13 protein-coding genes and 2 pseudogenes are annotated in these 17116 nt (G+C 70.8%); 5 read left to right on the top strand and 10 right to left on the bottom strand.

What is annotated here, in order from left to right; genetic code table 11:
- Nucleotides 1-69: 69 nt before the first annotated feature.
- From AB0H81_RS06060 to AB0H81_RS06050, 3 genes are read right to left on the bottom strand one after another with little or no spacing between them, the layout of a single operon-like run.
- Nucleotides 70-681: a methyltransferase domain-containing protein gene (locus AB0H81_RS06060; RefSeq protein ID WP_358369888.1), complete on the bottom strand. Its 612-nt coding sequence runs from the start codon at nt 679-681 to the stop codon at nt 70-72.
- A complete protein-coding gene (locus AB0H81_RS06055; RefSeq protein WP_358369886.1) occupies nt 678-1307 on the bottom strand; it encodes a TIGR04282 family arsenosugar biosynthesis glycosyltransferase in 630 nt (209 codons plus the stop codon). The genes AB0H81_RS06060 and AB0H81_RS06055 overlap by 4 nt, the downstream gene beginning before the upstream one ends.
- A complete protein-coding gene (locus AB0H81_RS06050) occupies nt 1304-2620 on the bottom strand; it encodes a glycosyltransferase 87 family protein (protein ID WP_358369884.1) in 1317 nt (438 codons plus the stop codon). The genes AB0H81_RS06055 and AB0H81_RS06050 overlap by 4 nt, the downstream gene beginning before the upstream one ends.
- Nucleotides 2621-2749: 129 nt before the next feature.
- Between AB0H81_RS06050 and AB0H81_RS06045 the strand changes: the two genes are divergently transcribed.
- Nucleotides 2750-3730: an NAD-dependent epimerase/dehydratase family protein gene (locus AB0H81_RS06045; protein WP_358369881.1), complete on the top strand. Its 981-nt coding sequence runs from the start codon at nt 2750-2752 to the stop codon at nt 3728-3730.
- Nucleotides 3727-4419 (top strand): glycosyltransferase family 2 protein, encoded by a 693-nt coding sequence (locus AB0H81_RS06040; RefSeq protein WP_358369879.1) that lies wholly within the window; start codon nt 3727-3729, stop codon nt 4417-4419. Before AB0H81_RS06045 ends, AB0H81_RS06040 begins: the two co-directional genes overlap by 4 nt.
- A 149-nt stretch (nt 4420-4568) precedes the next feature.
- On the opposite strand, the gene AB0H81_RS06035 is transcribed toward AB0H81_RS06040, so the two are convergent.
- The gene (locus tag AB0H81_RS06035; RefSeq protein ID WP_358369876.1) at nt 4569-5450 is read right to left on the bottom strand and encodes a family 16 glycosylhydrolase; all 882 of its coding nucleotides are present in this window, start codon (nt 5448-5450) and stop codon (nt 4569-4571) included.
- A gap of 113 nt (nt 5451-5563) precedes the next feature.
- Between AB0H81_RS06035 and AB0H81_RS06030 the strand changes: the two genes are divergently transcribed.
- Together AB0H81_RS06030 and AB0H81_RS06025 are read left to right on the top strand one after the other, a co-directional pair.
- Nucleotides 5564-8389 carry a BTAD domain-containing putative transcriptional regulator gene (locus AB0H81_RS06030; protein ID WP_358369874.1) on the top strand — a complete coding sequence of 942 codons (2826 nt, stop codon included), beginning with the start codon at nt 5564-5566 and terminating at the stop codon, nt 8387-8389.
- Entirely contained in the window at nt 8386-8841 is a 456-nt protein-coding gene (locus AB0H81_RS06025) for a S26 family signal peptidase (protein WP_358369872.1), read from the top strand. Before AB0H81_RS06030 ends, AB0H81_RS06025 begins: the two co-directional genes overlap by 4 nt.
- Before the next feature lie 35 nt (nt 8842-8876).
- Here AB0H81_RS06025 and AB0H81_RS06020 read toward each other — a convergent pair whose 3' ends face one another.
- Entirely contained in the window at nt 8877-9482 is a 606-nt protein-coding gene (locus AB0H81_RS06020; RefSeq protein WP_358369869.1) for a hypothetical protein, read from the bottom strand.
- A gap of 233 nt (nt 9483-9715) precedes the next feature.
- Here AB0H81_RS06020 and AB0H81_RS06015 point away from each other — a divergent pair, with 233 nt between their 5' ends.
- Nucleotides 9716-10000: a hypothetical protein gene (locus tag AB0H81_RS06015; protein ID WP_358369866.1), complete on the top strand. Its 285-nt coding sequence runs from the start codon at nt 9716-9718 to the stop codon at nt 9998-10000.
- Between the two features lie 165 nt (nt 10001-10165).
- Here the strand turns inward: AB0H81_RS06015 and AB0H81_RS06010 are convergent, their stop codons facing one another.
- The 5 genes and pseudogenes from AB0H81_RS06010 to AB0H81_RS05990 form a co-directional block, all read right to left on the bottom strand.
- The gene (locus tag AB0H81_RS06010; RefSeq protein WP_358369865.1) at nt 10166-10306 is read right to left on the bottom strand and encodes a hypothetical protein; all 141 of its coding nucleotides are present in this window, start codon (nt 10304-10306) and stop codon (nt 10166-10168) included.
- 155 nt (nt 10307-10461) lie between these two features.
- A complete protein-coding gene (locus AB0H81_RS06005; RefSeq protein ID WP_358369862.1) occupies nt 10462-14043 on the bottom strand; it encodes a hypothetical protein in 3582 nt (1193 codons plus the stop codon).
- A 388-nt stretch (nt 14044-14431) separates the two neighbouring features.
- Nucleotides 14432-14707 (bottom strand): hypothetical protein, encoded by a 276-nt coding sequence (locus AB0H81_RS06000; protein ID WP_358369859.1) that lies wholly within the window; start codon nt 14705-14707, stop codon nt 14432-14434.
- A gap of 234 nt (nt 14708-14941) precedes the next feature.
- Nucleotides 14942-15347: pseudogene (locus tag AB0H81_RS05995) on the bottom strand (transposase); the annotation flags it as partial.
- A 607-nt stretch (nt 15348-15954) separates the two neighbouring features.
- Nucleotides 15955-16083: pseudogene (locus AB0H81_RS05990) on the bottom strand (IS481 family transposase); the annotation flags it as partial.
- Nucleotides 16084-17116: the final 1033 nt, after the last annotated feature.

Below are 17116 nucleotides of genomic sequence, written 5' to 3'. Positions count from 1 at the left end.
CGGGCATCCGTGACCCCCTCTCCCGCCCCCGGCCCGCTCAGCCGACGCCGGACGCCGGCCGGGGCGGGTCTAGCGGAGGCGTGCCAGCCAGCGGCCTTGCGCGGTCCAGCAGTCGACCTCGACGAACCCGGCGGCCAGCGCGACCCTCCGGATGTCGCTCACCGAAACGGTCGCCCAGCTGAACCATTCCTCGACAAGCGGCCCCCGGCGTAGCCGGAGCCGGTCGACCCGGCTTCGTGTCCCGGCCGGCGCGACCTCGGCCAGGACCGTACCTCCCGGCCGAAGAAGCTGCCTGACCCTGTGCAGCAGCGCTTCGGGGTTGCCGCCGATGCCGATGTTGCCGTCGGCGAGCAGCGCCGTCGCCCAGTGGCCGCTGCCGGGCACGTCCTGGAAGACGTCCCGGAGCAGGGCGAACCCTCCGGCGCGGCGGGTCAGGGCGACGGCCCGCGGTGTGATGTCGATGCCGAGCGAGCGGATCCCGCGCCGGGTCAACGCCGCCGTGAGACGTCCGGGACCGGAGCCGACGTCCAGCGTGGGGCTGGAGCAGCGGCTCAGGAACTCCTCATCCCCGTCGATCGGCTCGAACCAACGCGCGGTCTCCAGCGTGACGCGGGTGCCGTCCACGTACTCGATCTCGGCGCCCTCCCCCGCGAGGGCGTCCGCGTAGAGCTCCCCGATCATCGGCCCAGCTCCCGCAGCGCGGCTGCGAAACACGACGCGGGCACCTCGGCGGCCACCGCGACGGCGTCCGCCGCGGTGTCGACATCGGTCAGCTCGGGCAGGTGGTGAACGGCCAGCCCGGCGCGTTCCAGCCGGTCGAGCTGGTGCTTGCCGGTCTCCGGATGCGACATGGGCACCCCCAGGAGCAGCGCCGGGTCCGGCCGGCGCAGGCCGAGCAGCCAGAAGCCGCCGTCGGCGGCCGGGCCGTACACCGCGTCGTGCCGTTCCAGCGCCTCCCCGGCCTCGCGCAGCAGCGCGGGGGTGACCTGCGGGGTGTCCATGCCGATCAGCACGACAGGGTCCGGCCGCAGCCGGCGGGCGTCGGTGAAGGCCGCCGCCAGGCGCTCGTCCAAGCCGTCGCCGCGCTGCGGGATCACCACGAATCCCGGGGGCAGCCAGCGGCCCGGCAGCCCGTCCAGGGCGATCACCCGCTGGGTGGCCGGAGCCGCGGCGACGGCGCGCACGCTGTCGCGGAGCGCCGCCTCCGCGAGGGCGGCGGCCTCGACGGGGCTGTACGGCGGGGTCAGCCGGCTCTTGACCCTCCCGGGCAGCGGCTCCTTGGCGATGATCACGATCTGCGGGTTCATTGCCGTACCTCCACCTGGCGGGACCGGCGTACGGCCCAGCCGATCAGCACGGCCAGCGCGGCCGCCGCGTAGAAGGGGGTCCCCAGGCTGCCGGGGGCGGCCGGGCCGGCGGTGTAGGCGACCGCGCCGGCCAGGGCCACGCCGAGCCATTCCCCCTGTCCGTCCATGGCGGTCAGCGCGACGACCAGCAGCGCGTACCAGGAGTAGCCGGGGGTGAACAGCAGCAGGAGCGAGCCGCTGACCAGCAGCGCCCCCCGCCAGGGCCGGTCGGCGTCGCCGTACCGCATGACGAGGAGCGCTACCAGGCCGAGCAGCGCGACCGCGGCATAAGGGGCCCACGAGTCCGGCATGAACAGCCGCAGGACCGCGTAGCGGTTGCCGCCGCCGGGACCGTCGTAGCGTTCCTCCTTGAGATAGCCCGGCAGGTATCCCACGACCGAGGCCCCCGAGGCCAGCACGTAGGGCAGGTAGGACAGCGCCACGACGAGAACGGCGGGCACCACGACGCCGAGGACGCGGCGCCACGCCACGCCGTCGGCCAGCACGCCGGACAGGGCGCCGGGGAGCGCCGTCGCGGGCAGCAGCTTGGCCGCCACGGCCGCGCCGAGCAGCGCGCCGCGGGCGCGACCGGCGCGGACGGTGCTGAAGGCCAGTACCACCAGCAGCACGGCGAGCATGTCGACATGCGCGTTGTTCACCGCCTCGACCGGCACCGCCGGGCACCACGCCCAGTACGCCGTCCGGCGGGCGCCCGCGGCCCGGCTCAGTGCCGCCAGCACCAGCACGGCCATCACCCAGCCGCCGACCTGGAGGACCTTGTGCCGGGAACCCTCCGGCGACAGCCAGTGGATCAGCAGGAAGTACCCCTGCGCGACCGGCGGGTAGATCGTGGGCTCGGTGGGCCGGTTGATCCGCGTGCAACCGCCCCCGGGCAGTGTCCACAGGTCGGGAGCGCCGCAGCCGGGCGGGAAGAGCCAGTCGTCGCGCAGCCGGACGAGCATCGGGTCGGCCGGCGGGTGGTCGTAGGGGGAGATGCCCGCGGCCTGCACCCGGCCGTCCCACGCGTACCGGAAGGAGTCGGTGCTGCTGTTCGGCGGGGCCGCCAGCCCGGTCGCGGCCAGCCCGATCCCGCCGGCGACGACCAGCGCGCCGAGCCGCCGCTCCGGCACCCGCCGGGCCAGCCACACGGCGGCGGCGAACAGCGCCCAGGCCAGCAGGTACCAACCGAGGCCGGGCGGCCCGGCCACCATCCTGAGCAGGACGGCCCCCAGGGCGACGAGGGTCCCGCTGACGACGAGCAAGCTTCGGCTCACAGCGGCAGCCTGGCATCCCGGGGCCGCTCCGGCACCGTGACGGCGGCCGCTGTTCGCCCTCCGTAAGAACCCTTACGAACCGCTTACGCAGCCTCGGCGTGGCCGAGGCGACGGGCTACGGTCGGTGGCGTGAGAGTGCTGGTCACCGGTTCGGCCGGGTTCATCGGTGGACACGTCGCCGAGGCGCTGGAGGCCGCGGGTCACGACGTCGCCGGCCTGGATCTGCGGGACGGCGCCGACGTGCGCGACGCGGAGATCCTGGACACGCTGCTGCCGGGCGTCGATGTCGTCGTGCACCAGGCGGCCAAGGTGGGCCTCGGCGTGGACGTCTCCGACCTGCCCGAGTACGCCTCCGTCAACGTGTACGGCACTGCCGTCCTCCTGGCCGCCATGGCCAGGCACGCGGTCGGGCGGCTGGTGCTGGCGTCCTCGATGGTGGTCTACGGCGAGGGTCGTTACGAGTGCGCCGCGCACGGCCCGGTCAGGCCGGGGCCGCGTGCCGTCCACGACCTGGAGGAGGGCCGGTTCGACCCGGTCTGCCCCCGGTGCGGCGAGCCGGTGCGCTGCGCGGTGATCGAGGAGGACGCGCCACCCGATCCGCGCAACGCGTACGCCACCAGCAAGCTCGCGCAGGAGCACCTGGCCGCCAACTGGGCCAGGGAGACGGGCGGGAGCGCGGCGGCGCTGAGGTATCACAACGTCTACGGGCCGCGCATGCCGCGCGACACCCCCTACGCCGGTGTGGCGGCGATCTTCCGATCCGAACTCCAGGCGCGCCGGGCGCCACAGGTCTTCGAGGACGGCTGTCAGCTCCGTGACTTCGTCCACGTACGCGACGTGGCCAGGGCGAACCTCGCGGCCGTGGCGGCGCCCGCCCGGCCGGGCGAGCTGCGGGCCTGGAACATCGCCTCCGGCACCCCGCACACCGTGGGTGAGATGGCCCGCGCGCTGGCCGCCGAACGGGGCGGGCCGAGCCCGCGGATCACCGGGAACTTCCGTCTCGGCGACGTCCGCCACATCGTCGCCTCCCCCGGACGAGCCGAGACCGAGCTCGGCTTCCGCGCCGAGATCGGCTTCGACGCGGGCATGAAGGAGTTCGCCCGGTCATGACGATCGACGTGATCCTGCCCTGCCTGAACGAGGAGGCCGCGCTCGGCTGGGTGCTCGGGCGCATGCCCGACGGCTACCGCCCGATCGTGGTCGACAACGGCTCGACCGACCGCTCCGCGCGGATCGCGCGTGACCTCGGCGCCCGGGTGGTCGACGAACCCAGGCGCGGCTTCGGCGCCGCCTGCCACACCGGACTGCTGGCCTCCCTCGCCGAGGTCGTCTGTTTCATGGACGCCGACGCCTCGCTCGACCCCGCCCAGCTCCCGCGGGTGACCGCCGCGGTGCTCGACGGACGCGCCGACCTCGTCCTCGGACGCCGCGTGCCGGGGGCCGCGGGGACCTGGCCCCCGCACGCCCGGCTGGGGAACGCCGTCCTCGCCCGCGGCCTGCGCCGCCGCACGGGCGCGCCCCTGCACGACCTCGGCCCCATGCGGGCCGCCAGGCGCGCGTCGCTGCTGGCGCTCGGCCTGACCGACCGCCGCTTCGGCTACCCCCTGGAGATGGTGCTGCGTGCCGCCGCGGCCGGCTGGCGGATCGCCGAGGTGGACGTGCCCTACCTGCCGCGGACGGGACGCTCCAAGGTGACCGGCACCGTGCGCGGGACGCTGCGCGCCGTCGCGGACATGCGACGCGTCATGGCCGAGACGGCCCTTGCCGCGAAGCATCCACGATCGTCCGGGAGCCTGTGACGCCCAAGGCGGGCGGCGGCTTCCGGCTGGGGACGCCTCCTCGCCGACGTCTCCCAGCCTGAGGCCGACACGCAGTGGACGAACACCGGCGATGCCCACGGGGAGCGCGGGCTCGGGCGGCGCGGCCGTGATGACGTCCGGCCAAGGACCTACCAGTTACGCGTACGTCCGAACCACACGTTGCGCGCCCGGAAGTAGGTGTTGCCGGAGGGGCCCGGCTGCTGGGCCCAGCGCGGGTCGGTCTTCTCGATCCCCGAAGCCCAGGAACCCATCTGCAGGTTCATGATCAGGTACTGCGGGATGCCGGCCCAGCCGACGCCCCGGTGGCTCGCCTTCCACACCCCGTCGAAGTAGTAGTCGAGGAGGACGTCGTTGCCGTCCTTCGTCATCCAGACCCGGTACTTGTGCCAGGTGTCAGGGTTGTGGCCGCTGAGCTCGTAGCGTTCGGCGGGGTCGTTCTCGCCGGCCTCCTTGGTCCAGGTGTTGAACAGGTTCGTGGAGTCGCCGACGTACTCGAGGATGTCGCTCTCCGGGGGCCAGTTCGGGGCGATGCCGGTCGTCCAGAACGCGGGCCAGATGCCCTGCCCGGTCTGGGTGCGGAACTCGCCCTCGATGTCGTACTCGGGGAACTGATCGTTGACGATGATCTGTTCCTTGGCGTGGACGGTGCCGGAGTTCCACCAGATCGGAGCCTGCGGTGCGCTGGGGCTCTTCTCCGTGGACTGGCTCAGCCGGGTCGCGGTCAGGGTCAGCACGCCGCCGGAGAGCGAGACCTGCCCCGGGAGCATCTTGGCGGCGCCGTTGTGCATGTTGCCCCAGGGGTAGTTGTAGTTCCACTCCTGGTTGAAGGCCGTGGTGCTGCTGAAGGAGGACTTCTCGACGAGGTTCTCCCACGTGGCCGCGCTGCGGCGGGCGCGGGCCCTGGAGGCGGCCTGGGCTTCGGCCGGGACGAGCGAGAGCCCTAACACGCTGCCGGCGGCCGCGGAACCCATGGTGATGAGCTTGCGGCGGCTGATCATTTCCTCGGACATGTGATCCTTTCTCATCGGGGAGTGCGAGCCGGTGCGGATGGTCGTGCTCGCGGACAGCGCCCCATATTCAGGTTGATCTTGCACCATATTTCGGGCATACGTCGCTCGCAGACGTGCGCCGCTTTCGCGTCCTCGCCGAACAGGCCGCGGGCTTGCCGGATCAGGCGGCGCCGCTGATCGAGGCGCTCCACGCGTGCGGGCGCACCGCCGAGGCCCTGGCGCACTTCGCGCACGTGCGCCGGACGCTCGACGAGGAGCTGGGCGTCGAGCCGGGCGCGTCCCTCCAGCAGGCGCACCGGACGTTGCTGCGCTCCGGCGCCCCGCCCGAGCCCGTCGGCGTGGTCCCGGCGCAGCTACCGGTCGGACTGAGGTGCTTCGTCGGCAGGGCTGCCGAGCTCGACCGGCTGGCCGTGATCGCTTGCGGCGAACGGCCGGTCACCGCGGCCGTCTGCGCCATCTCCGGACCGCCCGGGGTGGGCAAGTCGTCGCTCGCGCTGCGCTGGGCCCACCTGCACCGCGACCGCTTCCCCGACGGGCAGCTCTACGCAGATCTCAGCGGGGTGGACGCCGACGACGCGTCCGTGGTCCTGCCGCGCTTCCTCAGCGCGCTGGGGGTGCCGGAGGCGCAGGTGCCGTCCGGGTCCGAGGCGCAGGTCGGGCTCTACCGCAGCCTGCTGGCCGGTCGGCGGGTTCTCGTGGTGCTCGACGACGCGAGGGGCGCCGCCCAGGTCCGCCCGCTGCTGGCCACCGCGCCGGGATGCCTGACGGTGGTGACCAGCCGCGCCGAGCTGGCCGGACTCGCCGTCACGGCCGGCGCGCACCTGATGCGCCTGGACGTCCTGCCGGGCGACGACGCGTACCACCTGCTGGTGACGTGGCTGGGCGAGGAGCGACCGGCGGCGGAGCCGGAGGCGGCGGCGCTGATCATCCGGCGCTGCGGGCGGCTGCCGCTTGCGCTGGCGATCGTCGCGGCCCGGCTGGCGCAGCGCCCCGAGCTGCCGCTGGCCGAGGTCGCCGCGGACCTGGAGCGGGCCGTGGCGGGCCCGGAGCCGTTCGCCGACGTCGACCCGGCGGTCGACCTGCGCGGCGTGTTCGGGCGCTCCTACCGCGACCTGCCCGCCCCCGCGGCGGGACTGTTCCGCCGCCTCGGCCTGCACCCCGGGCCGCACCTGCCCCTGGCGGCGGCGGCGAGCCTGGCCGCCCTGCCGGTGACACGCGCCCGGGAGCTGGCCGCGCACCTCGACCGCGCCAACCTGGCCGAACTTCGTCCGCCCGGCCGCCTGCACCTGCACGACCTGCTCCGGGCGTACGCGGCCGAGCAGGGACGCGGCGCCGGCGGCCGGGCGGCCCGGCACGCGGCGACCCTCCGGCTGCTGGACTACTACCTGCACTCGGCGTGCGCCGCCAACACCGTGTGCTACCCGCACCGCGACGACCTGCGCCCGGAACCTCCCGCCCGGGGCGTCGCGGTCGAGTGGTTCGCCGGGGAGGCCGAGGCCCTGCGCTGGTACGCCGACGAGGTCGTGGCGCTGCCGGCCCTGCTGGCCGAGGCGACCGCGGCCGGGCTGGACCGGCAGGCGTGGCAGCTCGCTTGGGCGTTCACGGAGTTCATGCAGCGGCGTGGCCTGTGGGAGGAGATCCTGCGCGTCCAGGCGGTGGCGCTCGACGCGGCCCGGCGGCTCAAGGCCCGGCTGGCCGAAGCCCGCTGCCACAACAGCGCCGCCCGCGCCCACTACCGGCTCGGCCGGCGCCGCGAGGCGATCGAGCACTTCGAGCAGGCCGCCGAAAGGCACCGCGACCTCGACGAACCGGTGCTGCACGCGCACGTCCTCCTGGGCCTGAGCGTCGCGCTGAGCCCGACGGACCCCGGCGAGGCGCTGGAGCGGGCGCTGTGCGCGCAGGCACTGTTCCGGAGCGCGGGCGACGCCGTCGGGGAGGCACGGGCGCTCAACAACGCGGGCTGGCTGAAGGCCGAGACCGGCGCGTACGACGAGGCGCTGGCCGACTGCCGCCGCGCGCAGCGGCTCCTGGCCGGCCTCGGGTACGCCCAGGGCGAGGGGCACGCCTGGGACAGCGTCGCCCACGTCCTGCGCCTCAGCGGCGACCTCGCGGGGGCGATGGCGGCCTTCGAGCGGGCGGCGGAGTTGCTGCGCGGCTGCGACGACCCGCTCGCCGCCGCCGAGACGCTGGTCCGCCTGGGCGAGACGCACGTGGAGGCGGGCGACGCCGCCGCACTCGACGCCTGGAAGCAGGCGGCGGACTGCTACGACGCCGTCGGCGACGCGCGGGCGAGCACGCTGGAGACGCTGCGCGCCCGCATCGGCGCCGCCTTCCAGGACTTCGTGCCGTACGAGCTGACGGCCACCGACAACATCGCGGTCGGCGACCTCCCGGCCGCGGCCGACCCGGCGCGGATCGAGCAGGCCGCGCGGGACGCCGGTGTCCACGACACCCTGGCGGCCCTGCCCTACGGCTACCGCACCCTGCTGAGCCGCGGATTCCCCTCGGAGGAGGACGAGGAGGGCCCGGACTCCGGCGTGCTGCTCTCCGGCGGGCAATGGCAGCGGCTGGCGCTCGCCCGGGCATTCCTGCGCCGCGACCGGGACCTGATGATCCTCGACGAGCCCAGCTCCGGCCTGGACCCGGAGGCCGAGCACGAGGTGCACCGCCGGCTCGCCGAGCTGCGGTCCGGACGCACCAGCGTCGTCGTCTCCCACCGGCTCGGCGCGGTCCGGGACGCCGAGCGGATCGTGGTGCTGGCCGACGGCGTCGTCATCGAGACCGGCACGCACGCCTCGCTGCTGGCCGTGGGCGGCACGTACGCCCGGCTGTTCGACCGGCAGGCGGCCGGGTACCGGGACGACGCGGAACACGTGGCGGCCGAGCACCGGGACGACGGGGAATTCGTGACGGCCGAGGCGAGAGGGCCGTCGCGGTGAGCGGGGCGACGGCCCTCGTCGCCGTTCTCGGCCTCACCGTGGCCCTGGCCGTGGCTCTCGCCGTGGTCGTCGGGGTACGGCGGCGGTACCTGGTGGTGACCGTCGAGGGGGAGAGCATGCTGCCGACGTACCGGCCGGGGGAACGGGTGCTGGTCCGGCGGGCGCGGGCCGGGGCGCTGCGGGCCGGGCAGGTCGTCGTGCTCAGCGACCTCGTCCCGGCCGGTGGGGCGGAGCTGAGGCTCCGCTGGATCATCAAGCGCGTCGCGGCACTGCCGGGCGACCCCATTCCGCGCGACACCGTCCCCGCCCTGCGGGCCGCACCCGGCACCCTGGTCCCGGCCGGTCACCTGGTCGTTCTCGGCGACAACCCGGACCGTTCGCACGACTCCCGCCACTCCGGCTACCTGACGACGGATCGCTTGTACGGCGTGGTCCTTCGCCGATTCGGCTAGCCACTTGGACGGCGCGGTGGGTGGTCTGAGCGGTGTCACGCCCCCTCGAGGGCCCAGGCGTAGGTCAGTACGCCGTCGAGATGCCAAGGGGGCGTCATCTCGTAGCAGTACTGATCCATCACTCGTGCGTTCACCGCACGCCAGACCCCCGAGTTACTGATCCGCCACACATAGGCAAGTCGTTCGCCGGTCGGCAGCCGAGGTGGGTCGAACTTCCCGTCTTCGTCGACGTAGCCCAGAACACCTTCGTCCACGAAAGCGCCGCTGTTCTGGAGAGCGGCCGCCTCGCCCGGCAGTGCGAGGATGTAGGAGGCTCGGTCGACAGCACGCAGGCGGTGAAGCCCCACCCCGCCGCTGAACACCGTTCGTGAGATGTAACGAGCCGCCTGCACACCCGCCGGCCCGAATCCATGATCACGGATCGCCGAGTCCCGCTCGGCCTCGCTGGTGGTGTAGAAGTAGCCGCCGATCGGGGTTGCCAGCTCATGAAGCTGGACCAGTTGGATCGAGGTCGACCGAGCGGTTGCGGGAGATGCGACCAGTGGCAGGCCGGCGGCGAAGATCGCCGCGATGATCGTCAGCCGAATCGAGCGCCGGCGGATTGAGTGCATGACGCGCCTTTCAGTCACGACGGCGAACACTCGCCGTCTCATGCGCCTATCTCCACAACGCATTCTTGGTCGCAGGAGAGCGGCGGTCCAGGTCACGGACCGGACATGCACCGGCCATTCACCGGCCTCACGGGGCGTGGCATACGAAATGTCCGCCGAATGGCCACCCTATGCCCTCGACCCTCGCGTCATCCAGGTCAAGGATCTCCAGTGTCGGCGCGCAACTCGCTCTTCATGAAAACGAACAGAAACTGGAGGAATTCATGATCAAAGCGATGTTCACCACCATCCTGGTAGCGGCGGGGCTCGGCTTCGGCTTGGCCGGAACCGCAAACGCGTCGCCGCAAGCCACCGCCGCGAAACCATCCGACAACAGCGTCTCGACATACAATCTTTGGTATGTCCACAGTACGTGGTCCAACGAGCGGGCCTGTCATCTCACGGGCCAGGACCTACGCGCACGCGGGGAAATCATCAATTACTATTGCGAACCTCGAGGCGTGGGCACCCCGTATCCTTTCTGGGTCCTGCACGTCTACGTGGACTGAATCAGCGACGCCGGAAATAGCCTGATCCCTTCGAGACGCACGCCGGCCGCCACGCGAGGGCCGGCGTGCGGCAGTGCAGGATGCCGGATCGGTACCGGGGTTGACTTCGCTGCGAAAGCTGGGTGCACGTCCGGGAGAGGCGAAAAGGATGCGAGCTGAAGAAACTCAGCCCGCCGTCCGCTCCAGAATCAAATCGATCTCGGATTCGATCTCCTGGTCAGCAGTGAGGCGAACATGCATCCCATCACCTACGCCCTCCTGGGCAAGCGCGCAGCCCTTCATCAGGCCGGCGATCGGGGGTGACAACAACGTGCTCCATCGAGTGCTCCTGACCGATCGACTAGTGCGAACGACACGCTGGGCCGGGTGAAGTCCGCGGGCTCGGCCACGGCAGGAAGCTCGGTATCGAGTTCCACCTCACCCCGTCCTCGTCGCCCGTGACGACACCTCCACGACTGCGGTCAAGGGGATTGTTCGAGGTAGATCTTGCGTTCTTCTGGAGTCAGTTCGCGAATGGTGCGCTTGGCGGCCAGTGCCTGGACCTCGCGCATGGGGCCGCATACCTCGCAGTGCCAGATCCGTACCGTGGCGTCGTCGTAGGTCGAGAGGAGCCGCCACCCGTCCGGGCTGAACCTCACGGCGTTGACCGTCGTGCCGGAGCCGCTGAAGACCACTGGCTCGGCCCTCTCGGCCGGCATCCAGATCCGCACGGTGTTGTCATTGCCACTGCTGATGACCTGCTGCCCGTCCGGGCTGAAGCCGACGCTCCACACCACGCCCTGATGGCCGCGCAGGACGATCGGGTCTCCGGTCCCGTCGGTGTTCCAGATGCGGATCGTGCCGTCGTTGCCCCCGCTGACCAGCCGCCGCCCGTCCGGGCCGAAGGCGAGGCACCACGCCAGGCCCTGGTGGCCGCGCAGCATGACAGGCCGACCGGTCCCGTCGGCGTTCTGGATCAGGATCGTGCCGTCCACGCCTGCGCTCGCCACTCGCCGCCCGTCGGGGCTGAACCCGACATACCGGACCTGGCGCTGAGGGCTGTCCATGACGACCGGCGCTCCGGTCCCGTCAGCGCGCCAGACCCGTACGGTGCCGTCGTCGCTTCCGCTGACCACCCGCGTGCCGTCCGGGCTGAAGGCGGTGTTCCACACGTGTCCACTGTGGCCGCGCAGCACGACAGCCTGGCCGGTCCCGTCGGCGTGCCAGATCCGTACCGTGCTGTCAGCGCCTGTGCTCGCCAGTCGCCGTCCGTCCGGGCTGAAGGCGACCCCGAGAACGTCCGCCTTGTGGCCGCGCAGGACCAGCGCGTCGCCGGCGCCGTCGATGTCGTGGACGCGGATCGTGCCGTCGACACTGGCACTGGCGACGCGCCGCCCGTCCGGGCTGAACGCGGCGTCGTACACGGTCCCCCCGGTGTGACCTCGCAGGATCCTCGCGTCACCGGCGTACGCCACGTCCCACAGCCGCATCGTCCCGTCATCGCTCGCGCTCGCCAGCGTGCGCCCGTCCGGGCTGAACGACGCGTTCCAGGTCGTACCGCGATGGCCGCGCAGAACGAGCGGGTCGATGTTGCTGGCCATGTTCCAGATCCGGACCGTGCCGTCGTTGCCCACGCTGGCGATCCTCCGGCTGTCGCGGCTGACCGCCGCACCCTCCACCGTGCCGTCGTGCCCCCGCAGCACTGCTGGCGCATTCTGTCCGGTCACGTCCCACACCCGCACCGTGCCATCGGTACTGCCGCTGACCAGGCTCCGCCCGTCCGGGCTGTATTGCAGTCCTTCCACAGAATTCTCGTGGCCGCGCAGCACGACCGTTCTCGCCTTACCAGCCGGGTCCCAGATCCGGACAGTGCCGTCGCCGCCGCTGCTGGCCAGTCTCCGGCCGTCCGGGCTGAACACGACCTGCAGAGCCCGCCCATCGTGGCCGCGCAGCACCTCGGGAGCACCGCCTCCTCCGGACGAACCGCCGGTCCACCTGCCGCCGTCCGGTGCCTTCCAGATCCGCACCGTGCCGTCGTCCCCGGCACTCGCCAGACGCTGCCCGTCGGGGGCGAACGAGACGCCCCACACCGGACCATGGTGGCCGCGCAGCACCAGCGGATCGCCACCGCCGGCCCAGTCGGACACGCTGACCGTTCCGTCGACGCCGCCTGTCGCCAGGTAGCGTCCGTCCTGGCTGAACACGGGGTTCCACGCCTCCCCGGCATGGCCGCGCAGCACCACCGGATCGCCGGTGGGCAGCCCTTCTGCGGACACCTGCCAGACCCGTACGGTGCCGTCCCCGCTGCCGGCGGCCAGATGCCGCCCGTCCGGGCTGAATGCGACGCCGCAGACCTTGCCCGCAGCGATGGGAACGATGAGCCGGATCCGCGAGTCGACGGTGGCCTGCCGGAGCACCGCCGCGGCCTCCTCCGTCGGGCTGACCGCGTACGCCTGCCGGGCCAGCAGCAGCCCGAGCTGCGGGTCCAGCTGGAGCTGGCCACGCGCGTACGCCGCCAACTGGCGCGAGTACGCGAGGTCTCGCTCGCTCTCCGCCCGGTTCGCGTTCACCAGCGCCATCACGGCCAGCACTCCGACCACGGCCGCCACCATCACCAGGCTGATCACAGCCGCGCGCACACGACGGCCCGCCGCCGCCCGCTCCTGGCGCGCGCGTACCCTGCTGGCCGCCAGGAACGCGTGTTCCAGGTCGTTGAGCCGGTCGAGCGCGCGGTCCTCCCAGGCCGCCAGTCGCGTTCCCCGGTACAGCAGCTCGTCCTCGCGGCCGTGCTGCTCCCACTCGGTGGCGGCGTCGGTGAGCCGCCGCTGGAGCCGGACGAGTTCCCGGTCTTCGGCGAGCCAGCCGCGCAGCCTCGGCCAGGAACGGATCACCGCCTCGTGAGCCACCTGGACGCTGTCCTCGTCGACGGTGAGCAGCCGCGCCGCCGTCAGCCGGGACAGTACGGCCTCCATCGCCGCCCCGTCCGGCCCCGCCAGCAGCTCCGCCGGCGGGACGCGCCTGCGCGTGTCCTCGGTTCCCTGCCCCAGCGCCGTCAGGCGGAGGAACGCGTTCCTGGCCAGAGATCGCTCACCGGCGTCGAGCCCGTCGTAGATCTGCTCGGCGGTCTGCGCGATGGCGCCCTGGATGCCTCCTGCGTCCCGGTACCCCGCGAGCGTCAACGTGCCGCCTCTACGGCGCTTCCACGTCTCCAGCAGGGCGTGGGAGATCAGTGGCAGCGCGCCGGGCTCACCTCTTGCGTCGCTGACGATGGTCTCGACGAGCGCCCGCTCGACCGTGAGCTCCGCCCGGAGCGCCGGGCCGACGATCACCTGCCGGAGGTCGTCGTCCTCCATGGGACCGATCAGCAGGTGCCGGTCGCGCAGCATGGCCACCAGCGGCGGATGTTCGGCGCAGCGGGCGTAGAAGTCCGCGCGTATTCCCAGGACGACGCGGGCTCGATCGTTGGTCTCCTCCGCCGCGGCGAGCAGCGAGTCCAGGAAGAGGGATCTCTCCTTCAGGTCGTCGCAGAGGCTGAAGACCTCCTCGAACTGGTCGACGACGATCACGATGCGCGCGCTCTTCGGCCTGCCCGCCAGTATCTGACCGATCGCCAGCCGGACGTTCGAAGGGTTGGCCACCAGGTCGGCGTACAGGGAGGGGGCGGAGGTTCCGCTGAGGTTGGCCAGGCCCACCGCGAGTTCGTCCAAGGGGTGCGCGCCTGGCGTGAGAAGGAGCGTCGGCCGGTCCTGGCCTTCCGCGCCGGCGCTGTTCCTCAACGCCGGAAGCAGGCCGGCTCGAAGCAGGGAGGACTTGCCGCTTCCTGAGGCACCGAACACCGCGAGCAGGGATGTGTCGCGTAATCGCGCGGAGAGTTCGTTCACCAGCTCACGCCGGCCGAAGAACCGGTCCGCGTCGTCAGGATCGAAGGTGACCAGGCCGAGGTAGGGCGCGTCCTGGTCCATCTGATCCTCCGCGCCGTCGGCGGCGGCCAGCTCCGCGGCGACCTCTCGCCAGAGCTTCTCCCAGGCGTCGGTGTCGCCGCCGCAGGCCTCGACATAGGCCAAGGTGACCGCCAGTGTGGGAAAGATCCCCCCACCTGCCGCCTCGGACAGTGCGGTCACCGAGTAGTGCGCGCGCCTGGACAACTCGCGGTAACTGGACCGAGGGGCCCCGGCGCGTAACTGCCTCAGCTCGTGCGCGAACCGCTGTAACGGGCCCGCGTCAGGGTCGAGCGGCCGTTCCGGTCGTCCCATGAACCCGTCCCCATGGCCGTACGATCGCCGGTCGTCGAACTGCGAAGATCGCCGCTCGACAAGCGGAACCGACTATAGCCATAGGGAGTTGATTACGCGATGAACCGCCCGTCCCGCCCCCGCAGGTAAGACGGGCGGCTGCACCGCGACTTACGCCCGGTAATGCCGGCGACAGCCCACGACTGGGCCGGATCCGGCCTTACAGGTCGTAGTGCAGGTCGGTCTTGCCATTGCTCGGGTTGTAGGTGCAGTAGTAGTCGACGCCGTTTTTCGAGTGCAGGTAGGACGCTCTCTCCATGCACCTGTAGCAGCTCTCGTAGTTCGGGGGGACCCACACGCTGTTCGGATTGGCCTCTGTCCTGAGGTGGCATCGGTTCGGGGCGAGGATCGTGGAGGTGTCGCTGCTCGACGAGGCGCTCGCGGTCGAGGCGTACGACAGGCCGGGTACGGATGCGATGACAGCGGTTGCGAACATGGCTGCCGTCACAAGCCCCAGACCGCCCGTGAGCTTCCTGCGGAACTGTCGTTCCATGCCGATTCCCTTCGTCGGGTGACTCGGTGAGCCGTATCCCCTGGTCTAGCCGTCCAGAAGTTGTCCAGCACGCGTACGGCGTGCTGGACAAACAACTCTTCGGTGGCAGCCTGAAACGCATTCCTTTGATATGCGTGCGAGTTGGAAGACCTGACGCAATGAGCTGAGGCGCCGCCGGCAGATGAGTGCACTGGCCGGCTTCAGAAAGGCCTCATGGATGTCGGCGCGGATCTCCCAGCGGATGCGCGGGCGCCGGAAAGCGTGCAGGAGGGGAAAGGTCTGCTCGACGACCCAGCGTTCTTTTGCCCAGGCCGGAGCCGTGCTCGGTGCCACGGCGGGCGATCAGCGACTTGATCTGCAGTTCCCGGACCAGCCGGCGGCGCTTGTCGCGGTCGTAGCCCCGATCGGCGAGAACGTTGTCGGGGCACCGCCTGGGCCGGCCGCGCCTACCACTCGGGGGGAGTTGGGTGACGTCGTTATGGTTGGCATCCGTCACGATGACGGCGAGCGGGATACCGGCTGCCTCGGTGATCAGGTGGCGCTCGCTGCCGGCCCGCCCTCGATCGACCGGGGACGGCCCGGTCTACAGCCCCTTCGACTTGTGCGGAGACGACGGCTCGCTGCACCTTAGCCACCGATCCAGCAGTAGATCATCCTCGCCGAGCAAGATCGCGCAACTCTGTAAGGACCTCCAGGAGAACCCCATCGGCGGGCGGGAAAACGGCGTACTTTTCGATCTGTTCCCAGCCCTCGGCGAGTTGCCCCAACCTGTCGTCCGAGAGACCGGCGAGCGTGTCGCGCACGTCTACTGGGAGCTCTTCGATTCCCGGCCCTTCCTTGTACGGAGAGTCATCCGGAAGAGCCTCCCACTCCTCGACCGTCGCCGGAGAATCTCCCTGGCCAGGGCTATGAGCTTCCCCAGGATCACATCGGGATTAATCCCCTTGGCGTCCACCGCGTCAAAAGACGGTACGCCGCCCATGGGGTTCTCCACGGCACGTGGACTGTCGGGCTTCTCTGCGGCGGCCTGCCTGTTCGCCGCCCGGTAATAGTCGCAGAAGACCCCCACCTGAACCCTACGGTCTCGATCGCCCGGCTTCTATGCTCGCGCCAGATTAGGGGATCGTACGTGTGTGAAAGATATCTGGCACCGTCAGTAACTGTCCGTGCTGCCGGTAGCGGTCGGCCTACCGCTTGGCCGTGCTCATCGCCACCTGAAAGCGCTCGGCGGCTCAGCGCAGGACCAGCCGTCTTCGGACGAGACAGCGGGCCAGCCGAAGCTGGCCCGTCTCCCTCAGCGGGGCGTTACGGTGGGACACGAGGGCCTCCGGGAAGCTCGACGTAGATGTCGCTATCCACACCGAACCCGCAGGCCCACCCTCATTTCAAGAACCCGAAGGGCGTGGCACTGCTTACTCAACCTATGTGGCGAGTACATCTAGGGCTAATCAAGACTGCGTAGCTCCGTCTGATGCTCTGTCGCGTCACGCCAATATTTCTGCGGTCAATACAACTCGGCTATCCAATAACGGAGGTCTTCAGCGTTATGGAGGTAACTGTCTGGGCCATCTTTGAGATCTGCCCCGGATAGCGTTTGCAGAGAATCCCAGACCACCGGATCAGATATTTTCGCATCTTCTAGATCTAGCATCAAACGCTCAGCCCATGAGGCGACGTCCTCTCGACTCCGATGCCCGTCGAGCATGTCTGTGATCGCTTTGCGCAAGATGTCGCGCGTGGGCTCCATGCGCTACCACTTCCCAGTGTAATTTCCGTCCCCGTCGAAGGTGTAGTGTACCTTCTTCCCTCCCGTGATGCTTTCTTGGGGGCGAACCTGACGGATCCTTCCAGATCCGTCTATGGTCTCCTGCCAGGTGCGCTTCTCGCCCGTAGCCGGATCCCATTCACGCACAGTTCGGCGGCCGATCATTTCACCAGGCTTTCTCGCAGGCTTTATTTCTCCATAGTATCTGACTCTTCCGTTTTCGAGTGTTCGGTGGCCCGCCTTACCGTATTTCTCAAGTTGACTTAGGTGCTGCCTAAGGCGCTCACCGTTAGCGGCGCTAGAGGCAGTTGAACTCCGCACTGCACCGGTTGCTACAGTCGCAGCCTTTGCCGCCCTCGCGGCCCGGATGGCTGCTTGATACTCGATTGCGCCCACAAGGGGCAGCGGATCGACGGCCAGCCACTGACTGCGAGAACGAGCACCATTTGGTCGTTGGAGCGGGAGGATGGAGCCGCGGCCGACTCGGCTGGATGCGTTCAAACCGGTGATCGGTGAGATGTTGCGAGCCGATCTGGGCGCGCCGCGCAAGCAGCGGCACACAGCGAGACGGATCTTCGACCGGCTGG

It is taken from the genome of Nonomuraea sp. NPDC050691, assembly GCF_040654455.1.
Lineage (GTDB): Bacteria > Actinomycetota > Actinomycetes > Streptosporangiales > Streptosporangiaceae > Nonomuraea.
The sequence above is the reverse complement of the archived record's forward strand: the minus strand, read 5'-3'. Positions and strand labels throughout refer to the sequence as shown.

Coding starts and splice junctions, on each gene's coding strand:
- AB0H81_RS06060 (WP_358369888.1), bottom strand. CDS start 681: ATGATCGGGGAGCTCTACGCGGACGCCCTCGCGGGGGAGGGCGCCGAG.
- AB0H81_RS06055 (WP_358369886.1), bottom strand. CDS start 1,307: ATGAACCCGCAGATCGTGATCATCGCCAAGGAGCCGCTGCCCGGGAGG.
- AB0H81_RS06040 (WP_358369879.1), top strand. CDS start 3,727: ATGACGATCGACGTGATCCTGCCCTGCCTGAACGAGGAGGCCGCGCTC.
- AB0H81_RS06035 (WP_358369876.1), bottom strand. CDS start 5,450: ATGTCCGAGGAAATGATCAGCCGCCGCAAGCTCATCACCATGGGTTCC.
- AB0H81_RS06015 (WP_358369866.1), top strand. CDS start 9,716: ATGATCAAAGCGATGTTCACCACCATCCTGGTAGCGGCGGGGCTCGGC.
- AB0H81_RS06000 (WP_358369859.1), bottom strand. CDS start 14,707: ATGTTCGCAACCGCTGTCATCGCATCCGTACCCGGCCTGTCGTACGCC.